This is a genomic window from Treponema sp., assembly GCF_045641405.1.
Classification (GTDB): domain Bacteria; phylum Spirochaetota; class Spirochaetia; order Treponematales; family Treponemataceae; genus Treponema_D.
Map to the genome: position 1 here is coordinate 1 of NZ_JAZUGX010000068.1, position 2000 is coordinate 2000.

General features: G+C 38.5%; 1 protein-coding gene. It reads left to right on the plus strand.

Translation table 11 applies throughout. From position 1 onward, the window contains the following. The first annotated feature begins 358 nt into the window (after positions 1–358). Complete coding sequence (locus ACKI39_RS10980; protein ID WP_407400473.1) at positions 359–1471, plus strand: IS110 family RNA-guided transposase; 1113 nt, start codon at positions 359–361, stop codon at positions 1469–1471. Positions 1472–2000: the final 529 nt, after the last annotated feature.

A 2000-nucleotide genomic window follows, 5' to 3' on the forward strand; every position in this document is an offset into this window, starting at 1 on the left:
AAGAACAAGATATGGTTCGGGCAGCTTAGGTGCATTTTGTGTTTTACATCCGAACTTTTTTAGAATTATTGGTGCAAGGCAGTCGTGAGCAAAGTTCCAGAAGCTTTTATGAGGTCTGGATGTTTTTTCTTCCTTGGGTGCATTACTCATAATAACAGTTTAACATGCTATTCCAAAAAAAAGGACTTATATATGCAAAATATTTGTTAATAATTTGTTAGAAATGAGGACTTTGTTGTCAAACGGATTAGACAATATGTTGTGTCTCCTGATTTTTTGCAAAAACGTGGATTTAGCTTAAAATTAGGTAAGACAAATCTAACAAAAGCATTACCAAAATGCAAAAAGGAGACACAACATGGAAATTATAATTTATGTAGGAATGGATGTCCACAAAGACAGTTATTCATTATGTTGCTATGATTCGAGAACCGACAGATATCTTTATGAGCACAAGATGAAATCAACAACAGCGAACGTCATCAAGTATCTTGAAAATGTAAAGAAACAGCTTGGTGATGTGATGTTCGTCTGTGGATATGAGGCAGGTCCGACAGGCTTCGGCTTGTGTCGGGATTTGTTGAGAAAGGACGTAGCTTGCGTGGTTATGGCACCTACATCATTAAAACGGAGTGCGAATTACAAGGTAAAAAATGACAAGGTGGATGCTCGCCTACTTGCAAAAGATTTGTTTACACATGATTACAGTCCTGTTCATCTTTCAAGTCAGAAGGAAGAAGCAATAAAAGAATTCTGCAGGATGAGACGAAGCATAATGACAGAACTGAAAACAGCAAAACAGGTTCTGCAGGCATTTCTTCTTAGACAGGGAAAGCATTTTGAAGGTAAAAGTCATTGGACTGGAGAACACAGGCGATGGCTGAAGGAAATCACATTTGAGCAGCCATATCTCCAGGAAGCATTTGATGAATATATCGTCAGTGTAAACGAACTTGAAGCACGTCTGAAAAGAGTTGAGAATAGGCTTGAGGAAATCTCAGAAGATGAAGAAGTGAACGCAAAGGTCAAGAAACTGATCTGTTTCTGTGGAATTGATACGTTGACGGCAGTATCCATTGTTTCAGAGGTGGGAGATTTCATGAGGTTTGCGCGAGCATGGGACTTTGCCAATTTTGTCGGGCTGTCAGTTGGGGAACATTCTTCGGGAGGAAAAGAAAGACATCTTGGAATTACGAAGTCGGGCAACTGTTATTTGAGGCGGCTTTTTACGGAAAGTGCCAAAAGTATAAAGAAGACGAATGTGAAGTTTAAGAAATCAAAAAGACTTCTGGACAGACAGAAAGGGAACGACCCGAAAGTAATTGCCTATGCAGATAAATGCAGGTACAGGTTAAAGCACAAGATGATGAATCTTGAGAGTCGAGGAAAAGCATCGAACGTAGCTTCAACAGCAGCAGCAAGGGAACTGGCATGTTTTGTCTGGGGAATGATGACCGATCACATTGCCTAGATTAAATATAGATTGAAAAACTTATAAAATTTGGAGAGATTTTATTTGGCTTTTTTAAGAAAAAACTATCAGGAAAAATAAGCGGGCAGCAAGGATTAGTTATCTTTGAAATCCCTACTTGGCGACCTTTAGAAATAAAGTGTTATGCTCGACGTTAGACAGAAAGAACTTTGGCGAATCCATTGACCTTACGGGATGAACATGTTCATTATCCAAGAATATAAGAGTTGGTAAATTGCCGAATGATCTTTCCTGTTTTTTTTCTTGACAGGAGACACAACATATAAGGGATTTGGAGCACTGCCAGAGCCCGTTTAAGTTGTCTGTTTTATTGACATAGGACCAAATTGATGGTACAATTACAGAAGTATTTCGTTTGGTTCGCCGTCCATAATACAATGGGGACAGACCCCTAATTGAAAAATAATCAAGAATCTACAATAATGAATTAAGTAATGCAAAGACGCAGTGAATTTATTTTCGCTGCGTCTTTTTTTTTGGAGCTGATATGATTCATGTTCAGGTGATT

Excerpts from the sequence above, each read along its gene's own strand:
- ACKI39_RS10980 (WP_407400473.1), top strand. The coding sequence starts at position 359 with ATGGAAATTATAATTTATGTAGGAATGGATGTCCACAAAGACAGTTAT.